Annotated in this window: 25 protein-coding genes; 4 read left to right on the top strand and 21 right to left on the bottom strand. The window is 69.3% G+C overall.

The features are described 5' to 3' along the window. Nucleotides 1-114: 114 nt before the first annotated feature. From lpdA to purB, 10 genes are all read right to left on the bottom strand, one after another. Nucleotides 115-1,557, bottom strand: a complete 1,443-nt coding sequence (gene lpdA / locus MWN52_RS11225; protein WP_130532136.1) for a dihydrolipoyl dehydrogenase — start codon at nucleotides 1,555-1,557, stop codon at nucleotides 115-117. Nucleotides 1,558-1,665: 108 nt separating this feature from the next. After that, nucleotides 1,666-2,883, bottom strand: coding sequence for a dihydrolipoyllysine-residue succinyltransferase (gene sucB / locus MWN52_RS11220; protein ID WP_286574704.1), 1,218 nt, complete (start codon nucleotides 2,881-2,883; stop codon nucleotides 1,666-1,668). Between the two features lie 50 nt (nucleotides 2,884-2,933). After that, a complete protein-coding gene (locus MWN52_RS11215; RefSeq protein ID WP_130553978.1) occupies nucleotides 2,934-5,762 on the bottom strand; it encodes a 2-oxoglutarate dehydrogenase E1 component in 2,829 nt (942 codons plus the stop codon). A 227-nt stretch (nucleotides 5,763-5,989) separates the two neighbouring features. Beyond that, nucleotides 5,990-6,460: a DUF7931 domain-containing protein gene (locus MWN52_RS11210; protein ID WP_130532133.1), complete on the bottom strand. Its 471-nt coding sequence runs from the start codon at nucleotides 6,458-6,460 to the stop codon at nucleotides 5,990-5,992. Nucleotides 6,461-6,467: 7 nt separating this feature from the next. Continuing rightward, complete coding sequence (locus MWN52_RS11205) at nucleotides 6,468-6,917, bottom strand: GNAT family N-acetyltransferase (protein WP_165394515.1); 450 nt, start codon at nucleotides 6,915-6,917, stop codon at nucleotides 6,468-6,470. Beyond that, a complete protein-coding gene (locus MWN52_RS11200; protein WP_130532132.1) occupies nucleotides 6,892-8,133 on the bottom strand; it encodes a ribosomal protein uL16 3-hydroxylase in 1,242 nt (413 codons plus the stop codon). The genes MWN52_RS11205 and MWN52_RS11200 overlap by 26 nt, the downstream gene beginning before the upstream one ends. A 17-nt stretch (nucleotides 8,134-8,150) precedes the next feature. Then, a complete protein-coding gene (locus tag MWN52_RS11195; RefSeq protein ID WP_286574703.1) occupies nucleotides 8,151-8,501 on the bottom strand; it encodes a DUF2834 domain-containing protein in 351 nt (116 codons plus the stop codon). A 65-nt stretch (nucleotides 8,502-8,566) separates the two neighbouring features. Next, nucleotides 8,567-9,040 carry a DUF3060 domain-containing protein gene (locus MWN52_RS11190; protein ID WP_286574702.1) on the bottom strand — a complete coding sequence of 158 codons (474 nt, stop codon included), beginning with the start codon at nucleotides 9,038-9,040 and terminating at the stop codon, nucleotides 8,567-8,569. A gap of 80 nt (nucleotides 9,041-9,120) precedes the next feature. Next, complete coding sequence (locus MWN52_RS11185; RefSeq protein ID WP_286574701.1) at nucleotides 9,121-9,519, bottom strand: VOC family protein; 399 nt, start codon at nucleotides 9,517-9,519, stop codon at nucleotides 9,121-9,123. Between the two features lie 53 nt (nucleotides 9,520-9,572). Beyond that, nucleotides 9,573-10,940 (bottom strand): adenylosuccinate lyase, encoded by a 1,368-nt coding sequence (gene purB, locus MWN52_RS11180; protein ID WP_286574700.1) that lies wholly within the window; start codon nucleotides 10,938-10,940, stop codon nucleotides 9,573-9,575. A 195-nt stretch (nucleotides 10,941-11,135) separates the two neighbouring features. Here purB and MWN52_RS11175 point away from each other — a divergent pair, with 195 nt between their 5' ends. Then, nucleotides 11,136-12,569: a class II fumarate hydratase gene (locus MWN52_RS11175; RefSeq protein WP_286574699.1), complete on the top strand. Its 1,434-nt coding sequence runs from the start codon at nucleotides 11,136-11,138 to the stop codon at nucleotides 12,567-12,569. Nucleotides 12,570-12,745: 176 nt separating this feature from the next. On the opposite strand, the gene MWN52_RS11170 is transcribed toward MWN52_RS11175, so the two are convergent. From MWN52_RS11170 to MWN52_RS11135, 8 genes are all read right to left on the bottom strand, one after another. Further along, nucleotides 12,746-14,263 carry an alpha/beta fold hydrolase gene (locus MWN52_RS11170; protein WP_286574698.1) on the bottom strand — a complete coding sequence of 506 codons (1,518 nt, stop codon included), beginning with the start codon at nucleotides 14,261-14,263 and terminating at the stop codon, nucleotides 12,746-12,748. A 70-nt stretch (nucleotides 14,264-14,333) separates the two neighbouring features. Further along, on the bottom strand, nucleotides 14,334-14,765 hold the full coding sequence (locus MWN52_RS11165; protein WP_130522772.1) for a hypothetical protein: 432 nt from the start codon (nucleotides 14,763-14,765) through the stop codon (nucleotides 14,334-14,336). 59 nt (nucleotides 14,766-14,824) lie between these two features. Beyond that, nucleotides 14,825-15,439 carry a YggN family protein gene (locus tag MWN52_RS11160; RefSeq protein ID WP_130517905.1) on the bottom strand — a complete coding sequence of 205 codons (615 nt, stop codon included), beginning with the start codon at nucleotides 15,437-15,439 and terminating at the stop codon, nucleotides 14,825-14,827. A 35-nt stretch (nucleotides 15,440-15,474) separates the two neighbouring features. Then, a complete protein-coding gene (locus tag MWN52_RS11155) occupies nucleotides 15,475-16,320 on the bottom strand; it encodes a DUF2807 domain-containing protein (RefSeq protein WP_234852514.1) in 846 nt (281 codons plus the stop codon). A gap of 32 nt (nucleotides 16,321-16,352) precedes the next feature. Beyond that, a complete protein-coding gene (locus MWN52_RS11150) occupies nucleotides 16,353-17,348 on the bottom strand; it encodes an ABC transporter permease (protein WP_130517907.1) in 996 nt (331 codons plus the stop codon). After that, nucleotides 17,345-18,217 carry an ABC transporter ATP-binding protein gene (locus tag MWN52_RS11145; protein WP_130522771.1) on the bottom strand — a complete coding sequence of 291 codons (873 nt, stop codon included), beginning with the start codon at nucleotides 18,215-18,217 and terminating at the stop codon, nucleotides 17,345-17,347. The genes MWN52_RS11150 and MWN52_RS11145 overlap by 4 nt, the downstream gene beginning before the upstream one ends. Then, nucleotides 18,214-18,573, bottom strand: coding sequence for a GntR family transcriptional regulator (locus MWN52_RS11140; RefSeq protein ID WP_130532124.1), 360 nt, complete (start codon nucleotides 18,571-18,573; stop codon nucleotides 18,214-18,216). The genes MWN52_RS11145 and MWN52_RS11140 overlap by 4 nt, the downstream gene beginning before the upstream one ends. Before the next feature lie 3 nt (nucleotides 18,574-18,576). Continuing rightward, on the bottom strand, nucleotides 18,577-18,840 hold the full coding sequence (locus MWN52_RS11135) for a hypothetical protein (protein WP_234852513.1): 264 nt from the start codon (nucleotides 18,838-18,840) through the stop codon (nucleotides 18,577-18,579). Nucleotides 18,841-19,112: 272 nt separating this feature from the next. Between MWN52_RS11135 and MWN52_RS11130 the strand changes: the two genes are divergently transcribed. The 3 genes from MWN52_RS11130 to MWN52_RS11120 are packed head-to-tail and all read left to right on the top strand — an operon-like array spanning nucleotide 19,113 to nucleotide 20,919. Next, nucleotides 19,113-19,976 carry an FKBP-type peptidyl-prolyl cis-trans isomerase gene (locus MWN52_RS11130; RefSeq protein WP_379655308.1) on the top strand — a complete coding sequence of 288 codons (864 nt, stop codon included), beginning with the start codon at nucleotides 19,113-19,115 and terminating at the stop codon, nucleotides 19,974-19,976. Further along, nucleotides 19,976-20,212, top strand: coding sequence for a SlyX family protein (locus tag MWN52_RS11125; protein WP_130517917.1), 237 nt, complete (start codon nucleotides 19,976-19,978; stop codon nucleotides 20,210-20,212). The genes MWN52_RS11130 and MWN52_RS11125 overlap by 1 nt, the downstream gene beginning before the upstream one ends. Nucleotides 20,213-20,232: 20 nt before the next feature. Beyond that, the gene (locus MWN52_RS11120) at nucleotides 20,233-20,919 is read left to right on the top strand and encodes a DUF2058 family protein (protein ID WP_286574697.1); all 687 of its coding nucleotides are present in this window, start codon (nucleotides 20,233-20,235) and stop codon (nucleotides 20,917-20,919) included. Nucleotides 20,920-21,169: 250 nt separating this feature from the next. Here the strand turns inward: MWN52_RS11120 and MWN52_RS11115 are convergent, their stop codons facing one another. From MWN52_RS11115 to cysS, 3 genes are all read right to left on the bottom strand, one after another. After that, nucleotides 21,170-22,420 carry an MFS transporter gene (locus MWN52_RS11115; RefSeq protein ID WP_425477747.1) on the bottom strand — a complete coding sequence of 417 codons (1,251 nt, stop codon included), beginning with the start codon at nucleotides 22,418-22,420 and terminating at the stop codon, nucleotides 21,170-21,172. Between the two features lie 2 nt (nucleotides 22,421-22,422). After that, nucleotides 22,423-22,863, bottom strand: coding sequence for a SufE family protein (locus tag MWN52_RS11110; protein ID WP_286574696.1), 441 nt, complete (start codon nucleotides 22,861-22,863; stop codon nucleotides 22,423-22,425). 199 nt (nucleotides 22,864-23,062) lie between these two features. Further along, nucleotides 23,063-24,430: a cysteine--tRNA ligase gene (cysS, locus tag MWN52_RS11105; RefSeq protein ID WP_286574695.1), complete on the bottom strand. Its 1,368-nt coding sequence runs from the start codon at nucleotides 24,428-24,430 to the stop codon at nucleotides 23,063-23,065. Between the last annotated feature and the right edge of the window lie 60 nt (nucleotides 24,431-24,490).

The raw sequence follows: 24,490 nt of genomic DNA, 5'->3' as shown, positions 1-24,490 counted from the left end.
GAAAATCAAAAGCCGGAACGCATGACGCCGGACACAGGTCCGGCGTCATGCGGTGGGAGTGGTGGGACGGGAACGCGCTTGCCATTCCCGATGCTCCACTCCCGATTCCCGGCTCTAATTCGCCTTATGAATCGCCCGCTTGCCCACCGCCATGGCGGCGTCGTGCACCACCTCGGACAGCGAGGGGTGGGCGTGGCAGATACGGGCCAGGTCGTCGGCCGAGCCGCTGAACTCCATGGTCAGCACGCCTTCGTGCACCAGCTCGGAGACGTTGACGCCGACCAGGTGCATGCCCAGGACGCGGTCGGTCTCGGCATGGGCCAGGACCTTGACGAAGCCGGCCGGCTCGGCCATCGCCACGGCGCGGCCGTTGGCGGCGAACGGGAAGCTGCCGGCCTTATACGGCACGCCCTCGGCCTTGAGCTGCTGCTCGGTCTTGCCGACCCAGGCGATCTCCGGCTCGGTGTAGATGACCCACGGGATGGTGTCGAAGTTGACGTGGCCCGGCAGGCCGGCGATCAGTTCGGCCACCGCGATGCCTTCCTCGAAGCCCTTGTGCGCCAGCATCGGGCCGCGCACGCAGTCGCCGATGGCCCACACGCCGTCCACGCCGGTGTGGCAGTGTTCGTCGACCACGATCTGGCCGCGCTCGTTGAGCTGCACGCCGGTGCCCTCGGCCAGCACGCCCTTGGTCGCGGCGCGACGGCCCACGGCCACCAGCAGCTTGTCCACGGTCAAGGTCTGCTCGCCGGAGGCGTCGGTGTAGGTGACCACGACCTCCTTCTTCTTGCCCTTGCCGGTGACCTCGGTCGCACTGACCTTGGCGCCGAGCTTGATGTCCAGGCCCTGCTTCTTGAACTCCTTGGCGGCGGCCTTGGCCACTTCGGCATCGGCGGCGGCCAGGAAGTCCGGCAGCGCCTCCAGGATGGTGACCTCGGCGCCCAGGCGCTTCCACACGCTGCCCAGCTCCAGGCCGATCACGCCCGCGCCGATCACCGCCAGGCGCTTGGGCACCTCGGTGAAGTCCAGTGCGCCGACGTTGTCGACGATGTTCTCGCCGTCGAACTTGGCGAACGGCAGCTCGATCGAATCCGAGCCCGGCGCCAGGATCACGTTGGTGCCCTGCAGCTCGACCTCGCTGCCGTCGTGCTGCTTGACCTTGACCAGGTTGCCCGGCTGCAGCTGGGCGAAGCCGTAGTACGGGGTCACCTTGTTGGCCTTGAACAGCATGCCGATGCCGCCGGTGAACTGCTTCACGATCTTGTCCTTGCGGCCGACCATGGTGGCCACATCGATCTTGGCGTCCTTGAAGCTGATGCCGTGCTCGCCGAACAGGTGGCCCATGTTCCAGAACTGGCGCGAGGAGTCGAGCATCGCCTTGGAGGGGATGCAGCCCACGCGCAGACAGGTGCCGCCCAGGGCCGGCTTGCCGTCCTTGCCCAGCGCCGCGTCGATGCAGGCGACCTTCATGCCCAGCTGGGCGGCGCGGATGGCCGCGTGATAGCCGGCCGGACCGGCACCGATGACGACGACGTCGTATTGCTGTGTTTCGCTCATTTCATTCGCTCACGGGATTCGGGATTCGGGATTGGAGATTCGGGATTCGTAAAAGCCGGAGGGGAGAGATCGGGACGGGAACGCTGTTACGAATCCCCAATCCCGGCCTCACAGACCGAACAACATCCGGCCCGGGTTCTCCAGCTGGTTCTTGATGTCCACCAGGAACTGCACCGAGTCCTTGCCGTCGATGATGCGGTGGTCGTAGGACAGGGCGATGTACATCATCGGCGCGATCACGACCTGGCCGTTCTCGGCGATCGGGCGCTCCTTGATGGCGTGCATGCCCAGGATGGCGCTCTGCGGCGGGTTGACGATCGGGGTGGACAGCAGCGAGCCGAAGGTGCCGCCGTTGGTGATGGTGAAGGTGCCGCCCTGCAGATCGTCCAGGCCCAGCTTGCCGGCGCGCGCCTTGGCGGCGTAGTCGGCGATGCCCTGTTCGACCTCGGCGAAGGACTGGCGCTCGACGTTGCGCAGCACCGGGGTGACCAGGCCCTTGTCGGTGGACACGGCGATAGAGATGTCGCTGTAGCCGTGATAGACGATGTCCTCGCCGTCGATCGAAGCGTTGACCAGCGGGAAGCGCTGCAGCGCGTTGGCGGCGGCCTTGACGAAGAAGCTCATGAAGCCGAGCTTGATGCCGTGGGCCTTCTGGAACTCGTCCTGCAGTTCCTTGCGCGCCGCGCTGACCTTGGCCAGGTTGACCTCGTTGAACGTGGTCAGCATCGCGGTGGAGTTCTTCGAATCCATCAGACGCTTGGCGATGGTCTTGCGGATGCGCGTCATCGGCACGCGCTCCTCCGGACGGGCGCCGGCGGCCTTGCCCACGCCGCCACCGGCGGCGAACTTGACGATGTCTTCCTTGGTCACCGCGCCGCGACGGCCGGTGCCTTCCACCTGGGCCGGATCCACGCCCTGCGTGATGGCGGTGAAGCGCGCGCCCGGGGGCAGGTTGTCGGTGCCGGCGGCGGCCTTGGGCGCCTCGGCCTTGGCCGGGGCGGGGGCCTGCGCCTTGGCCGGGGCCTCGGACTTGGCGGCCGGCTTGACCTCTTCCTCGGCCGGCTTGGCCGGGGCGGCCTGCGCGGTGGCGCCTTCCTCGATGATCGCCAGGACCTGCGAGGAGGTCACCGTGTCGCCCTCGGCGAACTTGATTTCCTTGAGCACGCCGTCCACCGGCGAGGGCACCTCCAGCACGACCTTGTCGGTCTCGAGGTCGACCAGATTCTCGTCGCGCTTGACGGCCTCACCGGCCTTCTTGTGCCAGCTGGCGATGGTGGCGTCGGAAACGGATTCGGGAAGGACCGGAACTTTGACTTCGGTGGCCATGCGGGAGCGTCCTAGGGATTTCTGGAGTGTTGATCGAAAGGGTGAAAGGCTTATTCGGCGACGAGGTCGTTGCCGAAGGTGTTGACCAGCGCGTCGGCGACCAGCTGCTGCTGCTCGGCCACGTGCTCGGCCATGTGGCCGGCGGCCGGAGAGGGCGAACGGGCGCGGCCGGCGTAGTGCAGCGACTGGCCCTGCGCCAGGCAGGCCTGCAGATGGTGCTTGATCTGATACCAGGCGCCCTGGTTCTGCGGTTCTTCCTGGCACCACACCACGTCGGTGGCGTTGGCGTACTTCTTCAGCTCGGCCGCCAGCAGCTCGCGCGGGAACGGATAGAGCTGCTCCACGCGCAGGATCGCCACGTCGTCCTGGCCGCGCTTGGTCGCATCCTCCAGCAGGTCGTAATAGACCTTGCCCGAGCAGGCCACCACGCGCTTGACCTTCTTCGCATCGGCCTTGGCGTCGGGGATCAGGTGCTGGAACTCGCCGTCGGCCAGCTCCTCGAGCGTGGACACGGCCAGCTTATGGCGCAGCAGCGACTTGGGCGTCATCACGATCAGCGGCTTGCGCGTGGTCATGCGCATCTGCCGGCGGATCATGTGGAAGCACTGGGCCGGGGTGGTCGGCACGCAGACCAGCATGTTCTCCAGCGCGCACAGCTGCAGGAAGCGCTCCAGACGCGCCGAGCTGTGCTCGGGGCCCTGGCCTTCGTAGCCGTGCGGCAGGAACAGCGCCAGGCCGGTGATGCGGCCCCACTTGGCCTCGCCGGCGGCGATGAACTGGTCGATCACCACCTGGGCGCCGTTGGCGAAGTCGCCGAACTGGCCTTCCCAGATGCACAGCGCGTTGGGATCGGTGGTCGAGTAGCCGTACTCGAACGCCATCACCGCCTCCTCGCTGAGCAGCGAGTCGATCACGGTGGCGTCCTGCGGGTCATCCACCAGCTGGCGCAGCGGCAGGTAGTAGCTGTCGGTCTTCTGGTCGTGCAGGATCGCGTGGCGATGGAAGAAGGTGCCGCGGCCCGAGTCCTGGCCGACCAGGCGCAGGGTGTTGCCCTCGGACAGCAGGGTGGCGTAGGCCAGGTTCTCGGCGAAGCCCCAGTCGCCCGGCAGCTCGCCCTCGGTCATCTTGGCGCGGTCCTCGTAGATCTTGGCCACGCGCGCATGCAGGCTCACCCCTTCCGGGATGGTGTTGATGACCTTGGCCAGCTGCTTGAGCTTGTCCAGCTTGACCGTGGTGTCGACCGGATCGGACAGCTTGCCCGACAGGTACTTGGACCAGTCGATGGCCAGCGGGTCGCGCTCGGGCTTGGCCAGCTCGGTGGTGTAGGCGCCGGAATCCAGCTTGTCGCGGTAGGCGTCGACCATGGCCTTGGCGTCGTCGGCGCCGATCACGCCGTCCTTCTCCAGCCGCTCGGCGTAGAGCTCGCGGGTGGTCTTGTGCTTGCGGATGACCTGGTACATCAGCGGCTGGGTGGCGGCCGGCTCGTCGGCCTCGTTATGGCCCCAGCGGCGGTAGCAGACCAGGTCGATGACCACGTCCTTCTTGAACGCCTGGCGGAACTCGTAGGCCAGGTTGGCCGCGAACACCACCGCATCCGGGTCGTCGCCGTTCACATGCAGCACCGGGGCACCGACCATCTTTGCCACGTCGGTGCAGTACAGGGTCGAGCGCGCGTCGTCGCGGGCGCTGGTGGTGAAGCCGACCTGGTTGTTGATGACGATGTGCACGGTGCCGCCGATGGCGAAGCCGCGCGCCTGCGACATCTGGAACAGCTCCATCACCACGCCCTGGCCGGCGAAGGCGGCGTCGCCGTGGATCAGCACCGGCAGCACGTGGCTGCGCTCGGTGTCGTGGTAACGCTCCTGGCGCGAACGCACCGAGCCTGCGACCACCGGGTCGACGATTTCCAGGTGCGAGGGGTTGAAGGCCAGCGCCAGATGCACCGGGCCGCCCGGGGTGGCCACGTCGGCCGAGAAGCCCATGTGGTACTTCACGTCACCGGTGTGGGCGCGGTCGTCGTGGGCGTGCTCGAACTTGCCTTCGAACTCGTCGAACAGCTTGCGCGGGTTCTTGCCCAGGGTGTTGACCAGCACGTTGAGGCGGCCGCGGTGGGCCATGCCCACGGCGATGTCGCGCATGCCGTCGCCGCCGCTGCGGCGCAGCACCACGTCCAGCATCGGGATCAGCGAGTCGCCGCCCTCCAGCGAGAAGCGCTTCTGGCCCACGTACTTGGTGTGCAGGTAGCGCTCCAGGCCCTCGGCCGCGGTCAGCCGCTCCAGCGTACGCTTGCGGGTGTCCGCGTCCAGGCCGTACTGGCCGCCGGCGGTCTCCAGGCGCTCGTACAGCCAGCGGCGCTGCTCGAAGTCCGGGATGTGCATGAACTCGGCGCCGATCGAGCCGGTGTAGGTCGCCTTCAGGCGCGCCACCAGGTCGCGCAGGACCATGCGCGGCTGGCCGCCCACGCCACCGGTGCTGAACTCGCTGTCCAGGTCGCGCTCGGACAGGTTGTGCCAGTCCAGGGTCAGGTCGGGCGGGTTGACCGGCTCGGTCAGGTTCAGCGGGTCGAGGCGGGCGTTCAGATGGCCGCGCGAGCGGTAGGCGGTGATCAGGCGGCCGACGTGACGCTCGCGCTCATCGGAGGGCGCCGCGCCATTGGCCGCGTTGGCGGCCTGCTTGGCGGCCTGGGTGATGTGCGAGATGGCGGCCGAATGCGGCACATCGCCGGCCTCGCGGCCCTTGAAACCGTCGAAATAGGCGCGCCATTTGGGATCCACGCTGTCCGGCGAGACCAGGTACTGCTCATAGAGGTCTTCGACGTAGGCGGCGCTGCCGCCGTTGAGCTGGGAGGACTGCACGAACTGCTTGAGAAGATTGTCCACGATGGTGGCCTTGAGGCGTCGTTTTGTGGGTTGGAAAGGCGGGCGCGGCGGTCGCGTCGCCCGCTCTGGCGGGTCCAACGCGCACCAATGCGGCGCAACCATCAAAGTATAGGCGTGGGCCTGAATCTCACCGGCGTGTGTCCGGCGTCAGCGGCGCGGCGTGGCGACAATGACCCACTATGCGGGACATTGCCGCGGACACCGCATTGCGGCCCTGCACAGGCGCTTCACAGGCCAAGCGCGCGCAGCTCGGTGCAGGGACGGGCGCGTTCCCAGTAGCGTGCGAAGGCCTCGCGCAGCTGGCGGCTGCGGCCGGGGGCGTCGGGCTCGAATTCGCCCTCGATACGATGGCCGAGCGGGCGGAAGTAATGGCCACCGGTGTCGTTGACCGCGAAGGCGGCGGCATAGACCCGGTCCACCGGCTCGGTCACCAGGCGCAGCTGGAAGCTGGTGGGCAGGCGCTGGGCCAGCGGGATCAGGGCCGAGCCGGCGTGCTGCGGTGTTTCCAGGTCCTGCATCAGGAGGCGGATCTCCACGCCGCGCTGGCGTACCGCCAGCGTGCGCAGGGCCTCCAGGACCGGCGGGGCGTCGAGCAGCCCCGGGTCCAGCTCGCGGGTGTAGCAGCACAGCAGGCTGCGGGTGGTGGCGGCCAGGGCGACCAGGGCCTCGACCGCCTCGGACTGGCGCTCGACCAGCATGGCGCGCTCAGTCGCGCAGCTTCAGGCGCATGAACTGGTGCGGGATGCCGACGTCGTCGAAGGGCTCGCCGATGGAGACGAAGCCGTGCCGGGTGTAGAAGCCTTCGTTGGCGACCTGCGCGTACAGGGTCAGGTCCTTCCAGCCGTTGGCGCGGGCCTTGTCGATCATGGCCTTGAGCAGGGCCTCGCCGACGCCGCGGCCGCGCCAGGGCTTGAGTACCGCCAGGCGGCTGAAGCGGCCGTCCGGGGTCAGGCGGGCGGTGCCGATCGGCGCGCCGGTCGAGCTGATCGCCAGCAAGTGGTCGCCGGCCGGGTCCAGCGAGTCCCACTCGGTATCCGGCGGGATGTGCTGTTCGGCGACGAACACCTCCTCGCGCACCCAGCGCAGCGCCTCGCGGTCGGCGATGAACGAGGCCGGTCGCAGCGTGAAGTCAGTCGGTGTCGAAGTCGTGGTCATCCTCATCGCTTCCTGGCAGCAGGTAATGGCCGGAACTTACCAGAACCGATGTCGCCGCACGGCCGGCTTCGCCCAAGGTCTGATATGCCGCCTGGTCCAGGACCTCGGCGGCGGCCAGCAGGCGGGCATCGCGCAGCGGCATCGGCAGGGCCTGGCCGCTGGCGAACAGCACCGCGCCCTTGCGCGCCCGGCGCCAGGCCATGCGCGTCATCGGGTGGCGCTGCAGCACCGCGCCCTGGGCCAGGGCGGCCTCGACCTCGGCCCGGTCCGGGGCGTGCTCGGGCACGGCCGCGGTGCCGGCGCTGCGGTAGGTGGTGATGAAGCGGCCGAACCATTCGCCCAGCCGGTCCGGATCGTTCATGCGCAGCGCGTTGAGCGCCTCGACCACCCGGCCCATCGCCGCCGCATCGATCTCGAAGGGATCGGCCGGGACGGTCAGATCGCGGTCCTGGTAGCGGATGCCCTCGTCGGCGTCGGCCACCAGCGTGTCCAGGTAGTCGCCGATCAGCTCGGCGGCCGAGGGCGCGCGCATGCCGACCGAGAAGGTCAGGCAGGCATCCTCGGCCACGCCGTTGTGCGGCACGCCCGGTGGCAGGTAGAGCATGTCGCCGGGCGCCAGCACCCAGTCGTGGCTGGCGCTGAAGCTGCGCAGCAGCTTGAGGTCGACATCGTCGCGGAAGGCCAGCGGCGGATTGGGCGAGGCATCGATCTGCCAGCGGCGATGGCCGTGGGCCTGCAGCAGGAACACGTCGTACTGGTCCACGTGCGCGCCGACCGAGCCGCCGGGCGCGGCGAAGCTGACCATGATGTCGTCGATGCGCCAGCGCGGCAGGAAGTCGAAGGCCTCCAGCAGCGCGGCGATATCCGGATCCCACTTGTCCACGTCCTGCACCAGCAGGGTCCAGTCATGGTCGGGCATGGCCGGGAACTCGGCCTCCTCGAACGGCCCGCTGCGCACGCTCCAGCCATCGCGGGCGCGGTCGTGCTGGATCAGGCGCGACAGCGCGGCCTCCTCGCAGGCCAGCCCGGCCAGATCGCCCGGCTCGATCGGCGAGACGAAGCCCGGGAAGGCGTTGCGCACCAGCAGCGGGCGCTTCTGCCAGTAGTCGCGCAGGAAGGCCTGCGGCGACATGCCCAGCAGCGAGCGGCCGCCGGCGTCGACTTCGATGGGCAGGGCGCGCGGGGCGCGCGCAGGCGGGGTGATGCGTTTGGACATGATGGGGTCGGATCGGGTCAGGAAGTCGGAACGGCGGCGTCCAGCGTGCGCTGGCGCAGATAGAGATAGAGCGGCAGCCCGGAGGACACGCCGATGCAGCAGGTGGCCAGCGCCGCGAGCCAGGCGCGCCGGACCGGCAGGCGCCGGTGCTCCAGCTGCATCCAGACCAGCAGGACCACGGCAGCGCACAGCACGTCCAGCCCGAAGAAGCCGCCCACGCGCGTGGAGAACAGCTCGCTTACCAGCGCTGGCAGGTCCAGGCCGTGGGCGTTCAGCCAGGGCCAGAACCACAGGAGCGGCACGGCGCTGCCGACCACGAACAGCGTCAGGTACAGGGTGCGGGCGAACCGGGAAGCAGGCGAGGGCATGGCGGCGGGCCTGGGCGTGCCGACGGGCGGCGGAAGACGCGCATTGTCCCGCGATTGCCCGGTGCTTACAGCACCTTGTTGTCGCGACCGTGGTCTTCCACCGCGGGCTTGCCGGACGGATTGAGGGTATTGCCATTGCCCAGGAAGCGGATCCTGCCGATCCGCGTGGCCAGCACGACGTTGTCGTCGCCCTCCAGCTGGACCAGGTCGACCTGGGTCAGGTTGAGGGTGTTGCGCTGGCCGGTCACCGTCGCCTGACCGAGCTTTTCGTTGAGCACGGTGATGTCGTGGCCTTCCACGCGCAGGGACTGGGCCTGGCTCAGGTTGAGCTCGACGTGCGAGCCGGTGATCACCACCGCGCCGCAGGCCCCGTCGATGACCACGCTGGTGCGGTCGCGGGTCAGCCGCAGGTCCTTGCCGCCGCACTGCGCGCCGCTGGCAGGATCGACCAGGGTCTGCGCTGCCGCGGCGGGCGAAGCGGTGGGCGAGGCGCTGGGCGAGGCGCCGCCGCAGGCCGTCAGTGCCAGAATTCCCGGCATCAGTCCAATCGTCACCATGGTCCGGATCGCGCGCATGATCCAACGCCTCCTCCTTTGCGGGAGGGCGGAGCCTAGCAAGCTCAGCGTGCGATCGCCGCGTAGCCCTGCGCGCTGAACTGGATCAGGCACCAGCCATGGCCGAACGGGTCGTGCAAAGTGGCGATGCAGCCCCAGTCGGCCTGCCGCACCTGGCCTTCGCGCACCAGGCCGGCCGCTTCGGCGCGGGCCAGGGCCTGGGCCAGATCGTCGACCACCACGTCCAGGTGCAGCGGCGTCCAGTGGCGCGCGTAGTCGCGCGGCCGGTCGGCCGCCGCGGGCGTGCCGGCCGAGGCCTGCAGCAGATAGATCGGCACGGCCGCGCCGAGCAGTTCCAGCACGCCTTCGCCCAGGCGCCGTCCGGGTCTCAGGCCAAAGGCGTCGCCGTACAGCGCCTGCGCGCGATCCAGGTCCGGCACGTCGATGTTGATCAGCAGCCGCATGGCGCTGGCGCCCGATCGCGGCGGTGGCTCGGCATCGGCCCCCGCGGCAGGGGTCAGATCTGGCGGGCCAGGGTCGCGGCCAGGCCGGTGTAGCGGCCCGGGGTCAGCGCGCGCAGCTGTTCCTTGTCCTGCGCCGGCAGGTCCAGGGTCTCGACGAAGGCGCGCATCGACTCGGCGGTGATGCCCTGGCCACGGGTCAGGGCCTTGAGCTGCTCGTACGGGTTGGGCAGGCCATGACGGCGCATGACGGTCTGCACGGCCTCGGCCAGCACTTCCCAGGCCGCGTCCAGGTCGGCCTCCAGGCGCTCGGGCGCCACGGTCAGCTTGCCCAGGCCCTTGGCCAGCGAGTCCAGCGCCACCTGGGTGTGGCCGAAGGCCGTGCCCAGCGCGCGCAGCACGGTCGAGTCGGTCAGGTCGCGCTGCCAGCGGCTGATCGGCAGCTTGGCGCTGAAGTGCTCGAACAGCGCGTTGGCCACGCCGAAGTTGCCTTCGGCGTTCTCGAAGTCGATCGGGTTGACCTTGTGCGGCATGGTCGAGGAGCCGATCTCGCCTTCCTTGAGCTTCTGCCTGAAGTAGCCCAGCGAGATATAGCCCCACACATCGCGCGAGAAGTCGATCAGGATGGTGTTGGCGCGGCGCGCGGCATCGCCCAGCTCGGCCACGTTGTCGTGCGGCTCGATCTGGGTGGTGTAGGGGTTGAACACCAGCCCCAGGCGCTCGACGAAGCCCTTGGCGAAGGCCGGCCAGTCCACCTCCGGGTAGCTGATGGCGTGGGCGTTGTAGTTGCCCACCGCGCCGTTGATCTTGGCGGTCAGCTCGACCGCGCCGAGCTGGCGGATCTGCCGCTCCAGGCGCGCCACGACGTTGGCGATCTCCTTGCCCAGTGTGGTCGGCGAGGCGGTCTGGCCGTGGGTGCGCGAGAGCATCGGCTGGTCGGCCTGGGCGTGGGCCAGCGCGCGCAGCGTGGCGGCGATGCCCTCCAGCGCCGGCAGCAGCACCTGCTGGCGGGCCTGGTGCAGCATCAGGCCATAGGACAGGTTGTTGATGTCCTCGCTGGTGCAGGCGAAGTGCACGAATTCCAGCGCCGGGCCCAGCTCGGCGTCGCCGGCCAGCTGCTCCTTGATGAAGTACTCCACGGCCTTGACGTCGTGGTTGGTGGTGCGCTCGATCTCCTTGACCCGCGCGGCCTGCTCGACGCTGAAGTCCTCGGCCAGCGCGCGCAGCCGGGCGATGGCCTGGGCGGAGAAGGGCGACAGTTCGACGATGCCCGGCTCGGCGGCCAGGGCCAGCAGCCATTCCACCTCGACCTTGATGCGGGCGCGGATCAGGCCGTACTCGGAGAAGATCGGGCGCAGGGCGTCGACCTTGGTGGCGTAGCGGCCGTCGAGCGGGGACAGGGCGAGCAGGGAGGCGTTGGTCATTGCGGCAGGCTGGCGAAGGAAGAAGCGGGGCGGACGCCGGCGCGCGGTGCGCAGGCCTGGCGTGGCGGGTGGGCCGCACAGTTTACCCGTCCCGTCCGGGTCACGCCCCGGGGCGTATCCTTCGCCGCGTCCAGCCAGCCGCTGCGGAACACGCGCGTGCCAGCCGTAGCCCTCGAAACAGAAGGAAACACGCTGATGTCGAACAAGGTCCGTCTAGAACACGACAGCATGGGCGAGCTGCAGGTGCCCGCCGAGGCCCTGTGGGGTGCGCAGACCCAGCGCGCCGTGCAGAACTTCCCCATCTCCGGCCGGCCGATGCCGCGCGGCTTCATCCGCGCCCTGGGGCTGATCAAGGCCGCCGCCGCGCAGGTCAACGCCGAGCTGGGCCTGCTGCCCAAGGCCACCGCCAAGGCGGTGCGCAAGGCCGCGCTGGAGGTGGCCGACGGCGCCTACGATGCGCACTTCCCGATCGACATCTACCAGACCGGTTCGGGCACCTCGTCCAACATGAACGCCAACGAGGTCATCGCCAACCTGGCCTCGCGCGCCGGCGGCAAGGGCGAGGGCGCGAAGAAGGCGGCGCAGGCCGTGCACCCCAACGACCACGTCAACCTGGGCCAGAGCTCCAACGATGTGGTCCCCACCGCGATCCGCGTCAGCGCGCAGCTGGCCGTGATCGAGGACCTGCTGCCGGCGCTCAAGCACCTGCGCAAGACCATCACCGCGCGCGGCAACGCGGCCGGCGGCATCGTCAAGACCGGCCGCACTCATCTGATGGACGCCATGCCGCTGACCTTCGCCCAGGAGTTCGGCGCCTGGGCCGCGCAGCTGGCCTCGGCCGAGGACCGCATCGCCGATGCGCTCAAGCGCCTGCGCCGGCTGCCGCTGGGCGGCACGGCCATCGGCACCGGCATCAACGCCGATCCGCGCTTCGGCAAGCAGGTGGCCAAGACGCTGAGCGAGCAGACCGGGGTCAAGTTCGAGAGCGCCGCCAACAAGTTCGAGGGCCTGGCCGCGCAGGACGACGCGGTCGAACTCTCCGGCCAGTTCAATGCGCTGGCCGTGGCACTGATCAAGATCGCCAACGACCTGCGCTGGATGAACTCCGGCCCGCTGGCCGGCCTGGGCGAGATCGAACTGCCCGCCCTGCAGCCGGGCAGCTCGATCATGCCGGGCAAGGTCAATCCGGTGATCCCCGAGGCCACGGTGATGGTCTGCGCCCAGGTCATCGGCCACCACACCGCGATCACCGTGGCCGGGCAGACCGGCAACTTCCAGCTCAACGTGGCCCTGCCGCTGATCGCCGCCAACCTGCTCGAATCGGTGCAGCTGCTGAGCAACGTCTCGCGTCTGCTCGCCGACTCGGCCATCGCCGGGCTGACGGTGCGCGAGGACAACGTGCGCGCCGCGCTGGAGCGCAATCCGATCCTGGTCACCGCGCTCAATCCGGTGATCGGCTACGAGAAGGGCGCGGCCATCGCCAAGCAGGCCTACAAGCAGAACCGGCCGGTGATGGAGGTGGCCATCGAGGTCACCGGGATGAGCGAGGCGCAGCTCAAGCCGCTGCTCGATCCGGCCGCACTGGCCAAGGGCGGCATCCATGGCAAGGCGGGCGGTGGCGGCGGCTGAGGTCGCGTCTTCTGTGCGCGATTCGCCCTGCGTCTTGCGCGCGATGAAAGAAGCCGGCGTATTTGCCGGCTTTTTTCTTGTTCTTCGCAGGATCGAGATCGCGGTGGATGCGCGTTGCGGCTTCGGACGGGCCGCGGTCCGACGGGCGGTGTCCGCTTTGCCCTCGATCAGGGCATTCAATCCGTTGCGAACGACAGGCCCGGCGACTTCGCGATGCAATCCAGGTCCAACGCCGCGCTGGGGTCGTGCAGAAACGCCAGGGTCAGCTGCCCGCCGCAGCGATTAAACATGGCGCCGTGCGCCTGGCCGGGGACCACCACGAATCGCGCGTTGGGCAAGGTCCGCAACAGACGCCGCCCCCAGGCCGGCGGCGTGACGGGATCGAACTCGCCGGCCAGGATGAGCGTTGGCACCTCGCTGCGGACCGGCGCGTTGGCGGTAGCATCGGCGGCGGCGACATGCCAGGCCGCGCACGTTTCGGCCGTGGTGGTGCGGGCGTCGAAGCCGCCCAGACCCAGTGCGGGCGAGACCTGCGCGGCCATGCGCTGCGGCGACTCGAACGGCATTTCCTCGCTGCACCAGATCGACAGGCGCAGCCCCCAGTTGAAGCGCGAGGGCGTCTGGTCGCGCAACGCCAGCAGTGCCTGCGGATGGCCGTCCGCCGCATCGGAGATCAGGCGCGGGAGCGTCGGAATCTTCGCAGGCTGCTGAAGCGCGCTGGCGAGTGCGTCCACCACCTCGCGCCCGCGCAGCACCTGGCCGTCGGGTCCTGCGATGCCCTGACGATCGGCCTGCGCGACCAGCGATGCGAAACGCTCCCGCAGCCGCGGATAGCGCGTCGCGCAGCCCGGCTCGCTCGAGCAGCCATCGAAGACCAGATCGAGCGCGCGCTGCAGCGCGGCCGTCGCCATTTCGTCGTAGTGGATGTCGATCGGCAGCACCGAATCGAGGATCGCGCTGCGAACGCCTTGCGGATGGCGCGCCAGCACGGTCTGCACCAGGCGGGTGCCGGAGGAATAGCCGATCAGATTCCACTGCGCGATGCCCAGCAGTCGACGCAGGTCCTCCAGGTCATCGGCGGTCTGCGCGTAGGTATAGCCGTCCAGATCGATGCCCGCCGCGGACAAGGCCGCACGGCAGCGCGCCGCGGTCGCGGTCTGCGCTGCCGAAGCCGCAGCGGAGGCGCGCAAGGTGTTCAGTTCCGGGCACGCCAGCGACGGCTCGGCGTGCAGGTTGCCGCGGCCCTCGAGCAGGATCTGATCGCGCTCGGCGAGAAACGGATTGCCTTTCCCCGAGACCCGGCCTTCCACGCTGCTCAGGCCCGGCCCGCCCGGCAGGTAAACCACCGGATCCGGCGCGGGCGCGGCGGCGGTACTGCGGAAGATCATCACCGGCAGGCGGATCGGCCGGGTCTGGCGGGCCTGGCGGTTCTCAGGAACGATCAGCACGCCGCAGCCGATGCGCTCGTCCCTGGCGACCGTCGCCGGGCAGGCGCCGGGTTCGAAACGCGGGGTCACCGAACGCGCGGTCGGCACCCCGGCGGCGGCGGACAGGGCGGCGCCCAGGCAGAGGGCCAGGACAGGAAAACGGCAAACCTTGAGCATCGCGCTCTCCTCGATCGGGAACGTGCGGTGGGCTTTACGTGTCGATTTCAACTGCTCGATGAGGCCGCCGAAGAACGGCGTGCCACGCACTGCGCTGCCCCTGCCGGCGTGCTGGCAGGTCTTGGATCAGGCGCCTGTCAGCCCCCCCCGAATCGCCGACTCAGCGGGCCTCGAGCCGGATGGTCTCCATGCTGGCCGAGTAGGCGCGCAGCTCGGGAAAATCCGTCAGCAGCTGCTGCTGCAGGGTACGCAGCTGCGCGTCGGGTGCGATGGTGACCGGCTTGCCACCGCTGGCCTGCAGCTGGTCGAGCACCTGCTGACGACGCATCTGCAGCTGGCCGAAGTAGTGCTGCAGCTCGGCGGTCTTTTCCGACGATTGCGGCAGCACCACGTCGTCGATCTTCAACGTCCCGCCCGGGCCGATGCCCACAGGCGCGCCCGGCGACTGGCGCAGGATGACCTCCATCGTGGTCACCGAGGTGGCCGGCTTCATGCGCTCGGCGCGGGCCGAAGGCTGGCCGCCATTGCCGCAGGCGGTCAGGACGAGCGCGGCCGCGGCCGCGAGCAGGGACGGGCGAAGGAATCTGGACATGAGGCGCATTGTAAGCACCGTGCCCCGTGACGCCCTTGCCCATCGCGGCCGCGTTGTCGTCAGAAGTCCCAGTCCTGCTTGTTCATGCAGTCCTTGACGTCGCTTTCGTCCATGGTCGCGTACGGCCGGAACTCCGGCTGGGCCGCGGCCCAGGCCTGCTGCGCCTGCAACAGGGCCGGCATGCGCGCGCACAGCTGTTGGACGCGTGGCTTGATCTTCTCCTTGACGGTGGCCTCGGTCTGCTTGCTGATCTCATCGTCGGACTTTCCGGACAGCACGCCCTTGAGCGCGCTGGCGGCGGCGTCGATGCCGAGCTTGGCGCCTTCCAGGCCGATGGCGATGCCGTCGCGGGCCACGCTCTGGATCTGCGTGCGATAGGCCCGGCCGAGCGCCTTCTGCTCGGCGTTCATCGGCACCGGCTTGCCCTCGATCAGCAGTTCGCCGTCCGGGGTCAGTTCGGCCTTGGGCAGGTGGCTGCCATCGTCCTTCAGCGAGAAGTTCTCGGTGGCCAACTTCTCCTGGGCCTTGGCCAGCTCGCCCTTGCTGTCTTCCATCTCGGCCGAGGCCTTCTCCAGGCCCTTCTGGGCCTCGGCCAGGCCGTTCGTGGCCGGCTGGCAGGCGGCCAGGATCAGCACGCCGGTGCTCAGCATCACGCGCAACGGGGACATCTTCATGGCGGATGGTTCCTTGCAGGAAGTGGATGTGGAGTTCAGCGGTCCTTGGGGACGCTGACCGTGCCGCTGACGTGCCCGGTGTCGACATCGCCGCTGCCGACGCTGTGGACGGTGAAGTTGCCGCGCACGTCATCCACGCGCAGGTCGCCCGAGCCGATCGAGCCGACCTCGACGTTCCCGGACACACCGCGCAGGCCGACGTCGCCCGAGCCGATCGACTTCACCGTCACCGCGCCGGTCTGGCGCAGGGTCAGGTCGCCCGAACCGACATCGCCGACCTCGACCGCGCCGCCGATGCGATCGCCCTCGACATCGCCCGAGCCGATCGAGAGCAGCCTGAGGCTGCCGGCGCCATGTAGCTTCAGATCGCCGGAGTTGACCTTGGCGGTCACCGGCCCGGCGATGTCGCGCAGCTCCACATCGCCCGAACCCACATCGGCGCTGGCCGCCCTGGCGCCGTCCAGCGTGGCATCGCCCGAACCGACGTCCAGCTGTACCAGCACATCGGCGGGCACGGTGCCGCTGATGTCCAGATAGGTATAGCTCTCGCCCATGGAGAAGCGCAGCGGCCGGTCCTCGGCCAGGCTGACCACCAGCTTGTCGCCCTGGCGCTGCTGGGTCAGGGTCAGATCCTTGAGGCGATCCTGGCTGGCCGCGCACGCGCGTCCGGAGAGCGCGCCGGAGGCGCCGGCCGAGGCCTTGAGCTTGAGGTCGTTGGAGCCGACCTTGAACAGCACCGACTTGGCCCCGGCCAGGTCAAGATCGAGCTTGCGCGGCTCGGAGAACTTGCAATGCGCCTCGTCGGCGGCATGGGCCAGCAGCGGGGTGGCGCCGGACACGGCCAGGGCGGTGAACAGCAGGCAGCGGGTGAGCGTTTGCATCGTCGAATCCTTGCGAGGAGATGAAGGGAAAATCAGGCGTCGTCGCGGCGGCGGCGGATGACCACGGCCAGGGCGATCAGCGCGATGCCGACCGCGGCGCCGATCCACAGGTCCGCGCTGGCGTAGATGGAAGGGTCGGTCAGGTTGTGCAGGCCCATGCGCAGGCTGTCGGTCGGATCGCCGGCGGCGTTGAGTGCGCTCTCGGCCGTCTCGTTGTGGGCCATGCGCGCCGGCTGCCACATGCCCGGGATCACGCTCAGCAGGCCGCGGTACATCACCGTGTACCAGACCGGACCCAGCGGCAGGCGCACGCCCGGCATCGCCGCCATGATGCTGACGACCAGGCACAGCAGCAGCGGCACCAGCACCGCCCACAGGAAGGGCACGCGCCGCGCCCAGGCCGAGCACAGCATCAGCCAGCCGATCGCCGGCAGCGACCACAGCATGTAGATGGGCAGGGTGGCCAGCACAGAGCCGATGATGCGGAACGGATGCGAGGCGGTGAAGATCGCGCCGGCACCGGGCAGACCGGCCGCCGACGATGCCACGGCGATGATCACCCACAGGCCTAGCCCGACCAGCAGGCCGACCACCAGCGACACCACCTGCGTCAGCAGCAGTGCCCAGGTCAGCTTGGAGGCGACCGTCATCGTGTCCGACACCGGCAGCGACTTCCAGAACAGCACGCTGCGGTCGTGGCGGTCGTTGTACAGGCTGCCCAGGCAGTAGAAGAACACCACGAAGGCGACCACCACGCTGGCGATGGCGAAGCCGGACAGCAGCGCGATGTCGCCGGCGATGCCGTAGCCGGTGGCCAGCTTGCTGAAGTCGCTGCCGACGGTGTCGCCGCCCATGTGGCTGCGCATCTGGATCGCGCCGATCACCGCGCCCAGCGCGGCGAAGAACAGCACGATGCCGCCGGTGATCACCTGGGCCCAGAGGAAGCCGCCGCGGTTTTCCCAGTATTCGCGGCGCAGCAGCCAGGCGAACACGCCGGGCTTGGTCAATGTGCGGGCAGGGGCGTTCATGCGTAGGTTCCTTTCATGATGGCCACGAACAGATCGGCCAGGCCGGGGTTGCGGGTTTCGCCCAGGGCGTCGAGCTGGGCGCGCGGCACGCCGTCGAACAGCATCACCGTCTTGCCGAACGGCAGGGCGCGCTGGTCGATCGGGCGCAGGCTGCGGGCCTGCTCGACGCTGGCCTCGGAGACCAGCAGCTCGGTGTAGCGCGAGCCGACCTCGTCCATGGTCGCGGTCAGGGCGATGCGCCCGTCGCGGATGAACATCACGTCGGTGAGGATGTGCTCGATCTCCTCCACCTGGTGGGTGGTGACGATGATCGTCTTGTCCTCGTCGAAGTAGTCCTCCAGCAGGCGCTGGTAGAACTGCTTGCGATAGAGGATGTCCAGGCCCAGGGTCGGTTCGTCCAGCACCAGCAGCCGGGCGTCGATGGCCATCACCAGGGCCAGGTGCAGCTGCACGATCATGCCCTTGGACATCTCGCGCACCCGCAGATTGGGCTTGAGCTGGGTGCCCTCGAGGAAGCGCAGGCACTTGGCCCGGTCGAAGCGCGGATGCACGCCGCCGACGAAGTCGATGGCCTCGGACACCTTCATCCAGCGCGGCAGCACGGCCACGTCGGCGATGAAGCAGACCTCGCGCATCAGCGCGTCGCGGCTGTGGCGCGGGTCCATGCCCAGCACCTTCAGCTCGCCCTCGAACGGGGTCAGGCCCAGGATCGCCTTGAGCGCGGTGGTCTTGCCGGCGCCGTTGGGGCCGATCAGGCCGACGATGCGGCCGGATTCGATCAGGAAGCTGGCGCCGTCCAGCGCGGCCTTGTTGCGGTAGGTCTTGCGCAGGTCGCTGGCCTGCACGACCGGGGTGGTCACGGCATTCATGGATTGCCTCCCTTGGGCAATTCTTCGAAGGTCAGGCCCAGGCGGGCGATGCGTTCGGCCACGGCCGGCCATTCGTCCTTGAGGAAGCGCTCGCGCTCGGTGGCCAGCAGTTTCTTGGCCGCCTCCTCGGTGACGAACATGCCCAGGCCGCGCCGTTTCTCGACCAGGGCCTCGTCGGCCAGTTCCTGGTAGGCACGCGAGACGGTGATGGGGTTGAGCTGGTATTCGGCGGCCACCTGGCGCACCGAGGGCAGGGCGTCGCCGGGCTTGAGTTCACCATCGAGCATCATGGCGATGACCTTTTCCTTGAGTTGGCGGTAGATGGGAGCGCCGTCGCTCCACTGGATGGGTGTCATGGTTCAGCTCCCGGGTCGCAGCAGTCGGGCAAAGGAGAAGTAGGGCATCGACAGCGAGTGCCGTCGTGCGCGGGTGCCGTCCTGGGCGGGTGAGGCGGTGGCCGCGGCGGTGTCGTCCAGCACCTGCGGCAGGGCGGGGGCGGCCGCGGCGGTCGGCAGCGAAACGGCCGAAGCGGCACGCAGATGGCCGAACAGGCCGACGGTGCCCATGGCCAGCAGCAGGAGCGCGAAGGCCACGGTCGGGGAGGTCCTGAGACGCTTGTCCATCGCTTCCTCTGCTTTGGGTTAGTGGTGTTGTAGATGACTATAACACCAAAGCGAGCGGCGTCAAGCGCCGTCCCCTGTTTTTTCCCCCAACCAATGGCAGGGGGGGTGCCACGTGCTGCAAAGCGGCAGCGCCGCCGTGCATGCCACAATGTGCGTCTGTCGCGCCGGGAGCCCCGGCGCTTTTTGTCGCACGAGGGATGCACTGGATGAAATCGATTGGCACTTGGGTGGCGGGCCTCGGCCTGGCTTCGGCCCTGATCGCAGGCACTGCGATGGCGCAGGACAAGACCACGCTGGAGACCCAGCGTGACAAGGTGAGCTATGCCATCGGCATGGACATCGGCCGCTCGTTCGCGCCGATCGCCGACTACATCGACCCGGCCTCGCTGCAGCAGGCCCTGCAGGGCGCCATGAAGGGCGAGAAGCCCACCCTGAGCGAAGCCGAGGCCCAGGCCACCGACACCGCGCTGCGCGCCAACATGGCGGCCAAGGCCGGCCAGACCCCGCCGGGCCAGCCGCCGGGCGCACAGCCACCGGCCGTGAACAAGCAGCACGTCGGTCAGCTGATCGGCAGCTACATGGTCGGCCCCAAGCTGGCCTCGCTGAAGGACGAAGTCGAACTGCCGGTGGTCATGCAGGCCGTGCGCACCGTGCTGGCCAAGGGCAACACCCTGCTCACCGAGGACCAGGCCAAGCAGACCGTGCAGGCCTACGCCAGCGAGCGCCAGGCCGGCCTGTCCCAGCGCAACCGCGACGAGGGCGCGGCGTTCCTGAGCAAGAACAAGGACGTCAAGGGCGTGGTCACCACCCCCTCCGGCCTGCAGTACATGGTGCTGCGCCAGGGCAGCGGCGAGCGTCCGACCGCCGCCAGTACCGTGCGCGTGAACTACGAAGGCAAGCTGCTGGACGGCACCGTGTTCGACAGCTCCTACCAGCGCGGCGAGCCGGCGACCTTCCCGCTGGCCAATGTGGTGCCGGGCTGGACCGAAGGCCTGCAGCTGATGCCCGTGGGCTCCAAGTACCGCTTCTGGATCCCGGCCAGCCTGGGCTACGGCGATGCCGGCGCGCCGGGCGGCGGCATCGGCCCGAACGCGACGCTGACCTTCGACGTGGAACTGCTCGGCATCGCCAAGTAATGTCCACGCCGTCCGACCCCCTGCCGGACAGCCTGGAACGGCGCTTCGTCGAACTGGAGATGCGCCTGGCCTTCCAGGAGCACGCGCTGGCCGAGCTGAGCGAGGCCCTGGCCGACGCCAGGGCCGAGGGCAGCCGCAATGCCGAACTGGTCCGCCACCTGCTGGCGGACCTGAAGAAGGTCCGCTCCGAGCTGTATTCCGACCCGGGCGACGAACCGCCGCCCCCGCATTACTGATCCACCGAACTGATCCACCGATGACCGATTCGTTGCGAGACCAGCTGCTGGGCCTGGGCTTCAAGCCTTCGCCCAAGCCCGAGCGCCCGGCCGAGCGCAAGCCCGGCGGCAAGCCGTCGCAAGGACACAAGCCGCAGGGCGCGCGTCCGGGCGGCGGCAAGGGCGAGGGGCGACCGCACGCCGGCGGCAAGCCGGGCGGGCAGTCGCACCACCGCGGCCCGCAGCCGCAGGGCGGGCGCCCGGGCGGTCAGCCGCAGCGCTCGGGCAAGCCGCGCTCGCGCGAGGACATCGACCTGGCCAAGGCCTATGCGATCCGCGCGCAGAAGGAAAAGGACGAGCGCATCGAGGCCGAGCGCCTCAAGCAGGAAGAGGCCCGCCTGCGCCGCGAGGCGCGGGCCAAGGTCGATGCCATACTGGTCGGCAAGACGCTCAACGACCCGGCCGCCGAGGTCGTGCGCCACTTCCCGTATGGCGGCAAGATCAAGCGCATCCACGTCACCGCCGACCAGCTCAAGGCGCTTAACGCCGGCGAGCTGGGCGTGGTGCAGCAGGCCGGGCGCTATCTGCTGGTCGAGGCGGCGCTGCTGGCGCAGATCGAGGAGGTCTTTCCCCAGGCGGTCGCGCTTAAGGTCGATCCCAACGCCCCGGCCGAGGACGATCCCTACGCCGACCCGAAGTACCAGGTCCCGGACGACCTCATCTGGTAGCACCCCGCCTCCCGGTAGAGCGGAGCTCGCTCCGCTGAGGCTTTCCCAAGTTCTCCCCAAGGCACTCCCGGGTCCGTTGGAAGAGCAGTTGGGCCCCAGAAAAAAAAGGGGATCAACAAGCTCCGTGCCATGCGCGCAGCGTGCTTCTCACAGACCAGGATCCGCCTTGATCCTGCGTAGCCTCAGCGGAGCTTGCTCCGCCGAGGCTTTGCCAAAGATCTGTACGGAAAGCAGCGGAGCAAGCTCCGCTCTACTGTAGATCCTTGATCGCCAGGCCGCGCAGCTTGGGGGCCTTGAAGGCGGTGATGCCGACCACGCAGAGCGTCACGCAGCCGCCCAGCACCACCGCCGGCACCAGGCCGAGCAGACGCGCCATCACCCCGTCGTAGAACGCGCCCAGCTCGTTGGACGAGCTGATGAAGATGCTGTTGATCGACGACACGCGGCCGCGCATTTCATCGGGCGTGGCCAGCTGCATGATCGTCCCGCGCAGCACCATCGACACGCCGTCGCACAGGCCATAGACGACCAGGATCGCGGCCGAGAGCCAGAAGTGCCGCGACAGCCCGAAGGCGATCGTGCACAGGCCGAAGGCGGCCACCGCGATCATCAGGATGCGGCCGGCGTTCTTGTCGATGGGGTGGCGCGCGACCCACAGGCCCGCGGCGACCGCGCCCAGCGACGGGCAGGCGCGCAGGATCCCCAGGCCTTCCGGACCGTAGTGCAGAATGTCGTGGATGAAGGCCGGCAGCATCGAGACCGCGCCGCCCAACAGCACCGAGAACATATCCAGCGCCATCGCGCCGAGCATGATCTGGTTGGAGAACACGAAGCGCATGCCCTCGGCGATGCTGCTGAACACCGGCGCGCGCGGCCCGGTGGCGACCGGCTCTTCGACCTTCAGCGGCACCAGCACGCCGATGGCGACCGCCGCCAGCACCGCGGCGACGGAATATGCCAGCGTGGTGCCGCCCCAGGCCACCAGGCCGCCGCCCAGCGCCGGGCCGAGCACCAGCCCGGTCTGGAAGAACACGTTGGCGATGCTGGTGCCGCGCGCGTACTGGCGGCGCTGCAGCACCCGCGCGAACAGCGCGTTGTACACCGGGGTCAGGAAGCAGCGGACCATGCCGGTCAGGCACACCGCCGCGTACATCGGCCACACGCCCTGGGCGGGCAGCCAGCCGCGGGTGACGCACAGCAGGATCAGCGGGGTGAGCAGCAGGCCGAAGGACGCGGCCATGCCCAGCTTGCGCCGCGGCAGGTGGTCCACCAGGTAGCCGGCGAACGGCGCGGTGCACACGAACGGCAGCACCTCGGCCAGGCCGATCAGGCCCAGCGCCAGCGGATTGCCGGTGATCTGGTAGATATGCCAGCCGACCGCGACCGAGACGACCTGGTAGGAGAGGATGGCGCCGATGCGGTAGGCGAGGGTGCGGATGAAGCCCGGCTGGGCCAGCACTTCGCGGACGCTGACGTCCGCTTCCGGGGCCGGCGGCGGCACGCTCACGCGGCCTGCGCCTTGGCGGTGTCCTGGATGAAGGCCAGCAGCGCGGCCAGGCCGTTGCTGCGGGTCGGCGAGAGATGTTTGGCCAGGCCGATGTCGGCGATGTAGCCGGGCTCGGTGGCCAGGATCTCGGCGGCCGGGCGGCCGGAGTACACGCTCAGTGCCAGGTAGATCAGGCCCGAGACGATGGCCGAGTCGCTGGCCGCCTGGAAGTCCAGCCGCTGCGCGTTGCCCTGCGGCACGATCCACACCATCGACTGGCAGCCGAGCAGGCGGTGTTCATCGGTCTTCCATGCATCGGGGAAGGGCGGCAGCTTGCGGCCCAGGTCGATCAGATACTGATAGCGCTCGGCCCAGTCGGAGAAGAACGCGAACTCCTCCTTGATCGCCGCCTGCGCTTGCACGGCGGTGGGTTCGAGCGGGAATACGGTGTCGGTCATCGGTCTTCCATAGTGCAGGGATCAGCCCCTCTCCCTCGGGGGAGGGGTGGGGTGAGGGCCGGGCGGAGCAGGGAGGTTCGGCACCGCGCGGACTTCGCTCCGACCTTTCTTTGCAGGCCTGCGGCTCCGATGTTCGCGCCTTGCGGGGCACCTTTCACCGGAGGATGCTCGGCGCCGACGGGAGCAGGCGACCGCCAAATCAGCCGCGCTTCCAGCGCACGCCCTGCGGGGTGTCTTCCAGCACGATGTTCTCGCTGGCGAGCTGGTCGCGGATCGCATCGGCGCGGGAGAAATCGCGCGCCTGCTTGGCCGCCGCCCGCGCGTCGATCAGCGCCTGGATGCGGGCATCGTCGTCGCCGCTGGTCCCGCGGCTGAACCAGTCGGCCGGCGCCTGCTGCAGCAGCCCCAGTGCCAGGCCGGCGCCGAGCAGCTGGGCCTTCAGCGCCGCCTTGTCCTCGTCGCGCTCGGCCTTGCGGGCCTCGGCCGCGATGCGCGCCAGCTCGGCCAGCGCCAGCGGCGTGTTGAGGTCGTCGTCCAGCGCCGCCTCGATGCTGTCGGGAATCCGGGCGCTCGCCTCGACCTCGCCCAGGTCGCGCAGCGTGCCGTACAGGCGATCCAGCGTGCGCACCGACTGCTCGATCAGCGCGTCCGACCAGTCCAGCGGCTGGCGGTAGTGCGCCGAGAGCAGGGCGTAGCGCAGCGCCTCGGGCGGGTGCTGCTGCAGCAGGTCGTGCACGCGCTCGATGTTGCCCAGCGACTTGCTCATCTTGGCGCCGCCGAAGTTGAGCATGCCGTTGTGCAGCCAGAAGCGCGCGAAGGTCGCCCCGCCGTGCGCGCACTCGCTCTGCGCGACCTCGTTCTCGTGGTGCGGGAACTGCAGGTCCACGCCGCCGGCGTGGATGTCGATGGTGGTGCCCAGGTGGGCGGCGGCCATGGCTGAGCACTCGATGTGCCATCCCGGCCGGCCGCGGCCCCAGGGCGAGTCCCAGCCGGGCAGCTCGTCGCTGGAGGGCTTCCACAGCACGAAGTCGCCGGCGTCGCGCTTGTACGGCGCCACGTCCACGCGCGCGCCGGCCAGCAGCTCGTCCGGGTCGCGGCGCGAGAGCTGGCCGTAGCGGGCGAACGAGCCGACCGAGAACAGCACGTGCCCGTCGGCGGCATAGGCGTGGCCGGCGGCGATGAGCCGCTCGATCATGGCGACGATCTGCGGGATGTGTGCGGTGGCCTCCGGCTCGATGTCCGGCGGCACCACGCCCAGGGCCGCCATGTCGGCGCGGTAGGCCGCGGCGAACTTGTCGGTGATGGCGCTGATCGGCACGCCCTGTTCGGCCGCGGCGGCGTTGATCTTGTCGTCCACGTCGGTGATGTTGCGCGCGTAGCGCAGGCCGCCATAGCGGCGGCGCAGCAGCTGCGCCAGCACACCGAACACCACCGGGCCGCGCGCGTTGCCGATGTGCACGTAGTTGTAGACGGTGGGGCCGCACACGTACATGGTCGGGCTGGCCGGATCCAGCGGCGCGAACGGCTGCACGCTGCGCGTGAGGGTGTTGAACAACTGCAGGGGCATGGAGGCGGGGGCGCGGAAGCAGGTCAGCGATTCTACCCCGGACCGCAGGCGACAGCCCGG

It is taken from the genome of Pseudoxanthomonas winnipegensis (assembly GCF_030322905.1).
Taxonomy (GTDB): Bacteria; Pseudomonadota; Gammaproteobacteria; order Xanthomonadales; family Xanthomonadaceae; genus Pseudoxanthomonas_A; species Pseudoxanthomonas_A winnipegensis.
The sequence above is the reverse complement of the archived record's forward strand: the minus strand, read 5'-3'. Positions and strand labels throughout refer to the sequence as shown.

Coding starts and splice junctions, on each gene's coding strand:
- MWN52_RS11185 (WP_286574701.1), bottom strand. CDS start 9,519: ATGCGGCTGCTGATCAACATCGACGTGCCGGACCTGGATCGCGCGCAG.
- MWN52_RS11145 (WP_130522771.1), bottom strand. CDS start 18,217: ATGAATGCCGTGACCACCCCGGTCGTGCAGGCCAGCGACCTGCGCAAG.
- MWN52_RS11110 (WP_286574696.1), bottom strand. CDS start 22,863: ATGACCGACACCGTATTCCCGCTCGAACCCACCGCCGTGCAAGCGCAG.
- MWN52_RS11140 (WP_130532124.1), bottom strand. CDS start 18,573: ATGACACCCATCCAGTGGAGCGACGGCGCTCCCATCTACCGCCAACTC.
- MWN52_RS11160 (WP_130517905.1), bottom strand. CDS start 15,439: ATGAAGATGTCCCCGTTGCGCGTGATGCTGAGCACCGGCGTGCTGATC.
- MWN52_RS11120 (WP_286574697.1), top strand. CDS start 20,233: ATGACCGATTCGTTGCGAGACCAGCTGCTGGGCCTGGGCTTCAAGCCT.
- MWN52_RS11205 (WP_165394515.1), bottom strand. CDS start 6,917: ATGACCACGACTTCGACACCGACTGACTTCACGCTGCGACCGGCCTCG.
- MWN52_RS11165 (WP_130522772.1), bottom strand. CDS start 14,765: ATGTCCAGATTCCTTCGCCCGTCCCTGCTCGCGGCCGCGGCCGCGCTC.
- MWN52_RS11200 (WP_130532132.1), bottom strand. CDS start 8,133: ATGTCCAAACGCATCACCCCGCCTGCGCGCGCCCCGCGCGCCCTGCCC.
- MWN52_RS11190 (WP_286574702.1), bottom strand. CDS start 9,040: ATGCCGGGAATTCTGGCACTGACGGCCTGCGGCGGCGCCTCGCCCAGC.
- MWN52_RS11125 (WP_130517917.1), top strand. CDS start 19,976: ATGTCCACGCCGTCCGACCCCCTGCCGGACAGCCTGGAACGGCGCTTC.
- MWN52_RS11150 (WP_130517907.1), bottom strand. CDS start 17,348: ATGAACGCCCCTGCCCGCACATTGACCAAGCCCGGCGTGTTCGCCTGG.
- MWN52_RS11195 (WP_286574703.1), bottom strand. CDS start 8,501: ATGCCCTCGCCTGCTTCCCGGTTCGCCCGCACCCTGTACCTGACGCTG.
- MWN52_RS11135 (WP_234852513.1), bottom strand. CDS start 18,840: ATGGACAAGCGTCTCAGGACCTCCCCGACCGTGGCCTTCGCGCTCCTG.
- MWN52_RS11175 (WP_286574699.1), top strand. CDS start 11,136: ATGTCGAACAAGGTCCGTCTAGAACACGACAGCATGGGCGAGCTGCAG.
- MWN52_RS11130 (WP_379655308.1), top strand. CDS start 19,113: ATGGCGCAGGACAAGACCACGCTGGAGACCCAGCGTGACAAGGTGAGC.
- cysS (WP_286574695.1), bottom strand. CDS start 24,430: ATGCCCCTGCAGTTGTTCAACACCCTCACGCGCAGCGTGCAGCCGTTC.
- MWN52_RS11210 (WP_130532133.1), bottom strand. CDS start 6,460: ATGCTGGTCGAGCGCCAGTCCGAGGCGGTCGAGGCCCTGGTCGCCCTG.
- purB (WP_286574700.1), bottom strand. CDS start 10,940: ATGACCAACGCCTCCCTGCTCGCCCTGTCCCCGCTCGACGGCCGCTAC.
- lpdA (WP_130532136.1), bottom strand. CDS start 1,557: ATGAGCGAAACACAGCAATACGACGTCGTCGTCATCGGTGCCGGTCCG.
- MWN52_RS11155 (WP_234852514.1), bottom strand. CDS start 16,320: ATGCAAACGCTCACCCGCTGCCTGCTGTTCACCGCCCTGGCCGTGTCC.
- sucB (WP_286574704.1), bottom strand. CDS start 2,883: ATGGCCACCGAAGTCAAAGTTCCGGTCCTTCCCGAATCCGTTTCCGAC.